This is a genomic window from Brenneria sp. g21c3, from assembly GCF_040240345.1.
Classification (GTDB): Bacteria; Pseudomonadota; Gammaproteobacteria; order Enterobacterales; family Enterobacteriaceae; genus Brenneria.
Genome location: NZ_JBEIAB010000038.1, coordinates 1 through 4,652, shown reverse-complemented (window position 1 = coordinate 4,652; position 4,652 = coordinate 1). Strand labels below are relative to the sequence as shown.

Annotated in this window: 4 protein-coding genes; all 4 read left to right on the top strand. The window is 60.4% G+C overall.

Annotated elements, in window-relative coordinates; genetic code table 11:
- On the top strand, window positions 1-1,692 hold a 1,692-nt coding region (locus ABRZ28_RS24130), incomplete at its 5' end, for a type VI secretion system Vgr family protein (RefSeq protein ID WP_330521864.1).
- Between the two features lie 4 nt (window positions 1,693-1,696).
- Window positions 1,697-2,500, top strand: coding sequence for a toxin Tle1 chaperone Tla1 (gene tla1, locus ABRZ28_RS24125; protein ID WP_319606684.1), 804 nt, complete (start codon window positions 1,697-1,699; stop codon window positions 2,498-2,500).
- A 15-nt stretch (window positions 2,501-2,515) separates the two neighbouring features.
- Window positions 2,516-3,016 (top strand): Tli1a family immunity protein, encoded by a 501-nt coding sequence (gene tli1a, locus ABRZ28_RS24120; protein WP_442878746.1) that lies wholly within the window; start codon window positions 2,516-2,518, stop codon window positions 3,014-3,016.
- Window positions 3,004-4,652, top strand: a 1,649-nt coding sequence (locus ABRZ28_RS24115) for a T6SS phospholipase effector Tle1-like catalytic domain-containing protein (protein WP_330521863.1), incomplete at its 3' end; no start/stop codon positions are given. The genes tli1a and ABRZ28_RS24115, both read left to right, overlap by 13 nt.

The window sequence follows — 4,652 nt, the reverse complement described above, 5'->3', positions numbered from 1 at the left end:
TGGGGGCTGAACTCGACGCACCAGGTGGTCAGCCAGTCGGTGCGGGTGAAGGATTACAACTACCGGCAGGCGGGAGAGGGCTTGCAGACCGAGGCGGACGTGACCGGCGGCGGAGAGGGCGCTTACGGTCAGGTGTACCGTTACGGCGACCACTACCTGACGCTGGACGGGGAAAGCGGCGAGGATTCGTCAGGCGAGACGGCGGAAGGGGGAAATTTCTACGCGCGGCTGCGGCATGAACGGCTGCTGAACCAGCAACACCAGCTGCGCGGAGAGAGCAATGCCATGACGCTGACGCCGGGGCAGATGCTGGAAATCGACGGCGCGGCGCCGGACAGCTTCGCCAGCGGGGTGCTCATCACCACGGTCAGCGCCGGGGCGCGGCGGGACAGCAGCTATACGCTGACATTTACCGGCATACCGTACAGCGAGACGGTGGGTTTTCGTCCCACCCCCGAACCCCGGCCGACGATAGCGGGAACGCTGCCGGCGCGGGTGACGAGCATCACGCAGGGCGACGCTTACGCGCATCTGGACAAGCAGGGGCGCTACCGGGTGAAGTTCGACTTCGACCTGGACAACTGGAAGACGGGGTACGAGAGCCTGTGGGTGCGGCTGGCGAAGCCGTACAGCGGGGATACCTATGGTATGCACCTGCCGCTGATAGCGGGAACGGAGGTGGCGATAGCGTTCGGGGAGGGCAACCCGGACCGGCCGTACATTGCGTATGCGCTGCACGACTCCAGGCACCCGGACCACGTAACGCAGGCGAACAACAAGCGCAACGTCATCCGCACGCCGGCGAACAACAAGCTGCGGATGGAGGACGAGCGGGGCAAAGAGCATATCAAGCTGTCGACCGAGTACGGCGGCAAGTCGCAGCTGAACCTGGGGCATCTGGTGGACGGCAGCCGTCAGCGGCGTGGAGAAGGGTTTGAGCTGCGCACCGACCAGTGGGGCGCGATACGGGCGGGGAAAGGGCTGTTCATCAGCGCGGACGAACAGAGTAAAGCCGGTGATAAGACGCTGGAGATGGGCGCGGCGCTTAGTCTGATAAAAGGTGCGATGAGTCAGGTTACGGAATGGCGGCGTATCACGCAGACCCATCGTAATCTACAGCCGGATGCCGATTCGTTAAAAGAATATCAGTGCAATGCGGATGGTTTGAAAGCGGCGGCGCTGTTATTAAGCGCGCCGGCAGGTATCGGCGTCGTCAGTCCGCATGTCGTCATGCTACAGAGCGGTAAAGCGCTGTATGCGCAGAGCGCGGGGGAGGTACATATCGGCAGCGCGGAACGGATAGGCATTAATGCCCGTCAGGCGGTGTCGGTGTTGTCGCAAAATGAAGGCATGCGTCTGGTTTCGGCAAAAGGCGCCTTATCCATTGAGTCGCATGCGGATGTGATGGATGCCATCGCCTTGCAGGATATTACGGTGAACTCCACGCAGGGACATATTCAGATCACCGCGAAACAAGGGATCACCTTGGCCTGCGGCGGCGCTTATATCCGTTTGTCCCCTAAGGGGGAAATTGAAATTCATGGCCCCAGCCAGCTGAGTTTAAAGGGCCGGCATAAAATGGATGCCCCATCCGGCGCCGATTTCCCGTTGCCTGAATTGCCTGCTTCGGTATGTGAAGACTGTCTCAAAAAAGCGCAGGCGGCGGCTCAGGGTTTTGTCTTCAGAGGATAATACAATGACTACTCAGCAACCGGCAGGTTGGTTCTCTTTACTTGAAACCGCGGTGAAAAACGCCGAAAGCGATCACCTCGATCTTATTGTCGATCAAAGCGGCGCGAATACGCCCTTAATTCCGGCGTTGGAAACTTTTTCACCGGCAATCCCCTGGTGTTCATTATTCGCCGGATTGCCGGAGGAAAGTGAAGTCGATGCGGCGCCGCTCTTGATTCGTATCAACTTAGGCCTGCTCGAACAGCGTCAATGGGCCGAGCAACTGATTCAACATTTAGCGAAGCAACCTCGGCTGTTGACGCTGTGTTCCGCCTGGTCGTTCAACATGCTGTCAGAATATTTCACGGCGTGCCTGGATGCGACTCATTGTGGTCAGCCCGGTATTCTGCGTTTTTTCGATCCGCGCATCTTCCCGCATTTATTTACCCATATTCTTCTTGATTCGCAGCAGAAACATTTATTACGCCCCGCGATGTTCTGGAGCTGGTTAGACAGAGAGGGCGAGCCGGTCTGGTTAACCGGCGATAACGCATCACCATCAGAAGAAAAGCCGGAAAAAATAGACCTTGACGATCAACAGCTTGAACAATTGTTGATCGTCAGCGATGCGGAGATGTTGATGTGTTCTTTCATGCGGCAAAACGGCCTTACCCGTGCGAGTGAGGCGCTGTTCCATGCCAGCTATCGCGCGATGCGGGAAGCCACCGCCGCAAATATTTTTTTGGATCAGGAACGTGAAGCGTTCGCCTGGCAACGGCTTCAGCAGTTACAGACCGACCCTTATGTCGTCGCCAACGACCCTCTTTAAAAAGGAGTTTATATCTTGAAAATACCGTTAATCCCCCTGGCGCTGTGCGGCCTGCTGCTGTCGGCCGCCGCTCAGGCGGATACGCTTATCGTCATCAATCATACCCACTGGGCAATCAACCGCTTCAGCGTGGACGGCATATCGGGCATCGACAGCGTCGGCGCCTATCAGGGCGGCGGCGGCGGTTGCTGTTACCGCGCCCCGGCACGGTGGCGGCCGGGCATGACGGTGCGGATCGACTGGGAAACCGGGGTGGCGGATATGATTGGCTTTCCCGGCTTTGCCGACTGGGATAACTATCTGGCCTGGCAAAAGAAAATGGACGACCAGAAACGCCGGCACAGCAAGGTGGTGCCGCTGCCGCCTTATACCTCGGAAGATAACTGCGGCATCACGGTGCATTTTCTGCCCTGCGATGAGGTGAAGGTCACCACCTCCTGTTTCTCGCCCACCCATGAGCGATACCCGATCAAAGAGCCGTTAAGGATGCCGGAGCCGAAATCATGTCCAAAATAAAACCGCAGGATACCGCCTGGCTGCCGCCGGCCTTTCCGCTCAACGGGCGGTTGCCCGACCATCCCTATCCGGTGGCGATGAACGAACGCCGGCAGAACAGCCTGGAACAACGTTATTATGACGAATGCTGTCTGGCCGCCGGCAAACGGGTGTGGCGCCCCTGCTGCAAGACGCTGCACGTCAGCCTGTTCTTTGACGGCACCGGCAACAACCTGCATAACGACGTCTATGTGGATGAACATCCGCATCCCAGCAATATCGCCCGCCTGTTCCGCGCCGCCATCGGCAGCGGTTACGCCGGCGGCGCGGCGCTGGAGAACGCGCTGCTGGATGTGCCGCCTGCCGGGAGCGAGACCTACTTCAAGTTCTATATGCCCGGCGTGGGTACGCCGTTCCCTGAAATCGGCGAGCTGGATTACAGCAACCTGGGACTGGCGACCGCCAGCGGCGGGGAAAACCGTATCAACTGGGGACTGGTCAAGCTGCTGGATGTGCTTAATTTCGTTTTCCGACGCGTTTGGCTGAATAACAGCGAGAGCTGGGATGCGGTTCAGTCCATGTCCACGCCTACCGCCTGGGCGGCGCTGGGGCTGGGCGGCGCGCATAACCGCTATGAGACCTTCTATCGGCACTTCAACAGGTTGCAGAACAACATCTGGCAGGCGATGAACCCGACCGGCCGGGGCAAGGCAAAGCTGATGGGCATGAAACTGTACGTGTACGGTTTTTCACGCGGCGCGGCGCAGGCCCGGACCTTCGTCAACTGGCTGACCGAGCTGTTCCCTAAGCCGGATAGCGCGGACGGCGTGCCGGCCCAGGTGTTGCAGGGCAGCAACCCGGCCTGCCGCCTGCCGGTCAGCGTGGAGTTTCTCGGGCTGCTGGATACGGTGGCGTCGGTGGGGGTGGCGAACATTGCGCCGTTCGCCGCCGGGCATATGGCCTGGGCGGACGGGACGCAGGCGTTGCCGGACGACGCGCGTTTCGGCGGGCTGGTTAAGCAGTGCGTACATCTGGTGGCGTCGCACGAGCAGCGGCTGTGTTTTCCGCTCGATTCGCTGCGGCGCGGCAACGGGCAGTACCCGCGCAACAGCGTGGAGGTGGTCTACCCCGGCATGCATTCGGATATCGGCGGCGGCTACCCGCCCGGCGACCAGGGCAAGGGGCGGGGGGATAATGATGGTTTTTTACTGTCGCAGATTGCGCTGCAAGAACTGTATGCGACGGCCTTCGCCGCCGGCGCGCCGCTCAAGGTGCCGAAAGAAGCCCTGCCCCGGCATCAGGCGCTGGATAGCTGGCGAAGTATGCCAATCGATATAGGTAAAGAGTTCGCTCTGGCCCCGGATGTCATCCACCGCTTTAACGCCTGGCGCGAGGCGACGCTGGGACTGTCCCCATCGGCGCAGCCGGCCGGGGAAGAGACCAATAACAGTCATTACCAGCCCGGCCGGGCAGGGCTGGCGCTGGAGGCGCTGATAGCAAACCAGATGGCCTGGCTGACCGCCTGGCGGATAGACCGCTATGCCAGAGGGTCGGCGCTGAACTGCGCGTTTTACCGGGCGGCCACCGATAGCCACGCCAACGCCGGCAGCCGGAAGGCGGCGGAAGCGGCGCGCGATGAAAGGCAGAAAAGCGCGGA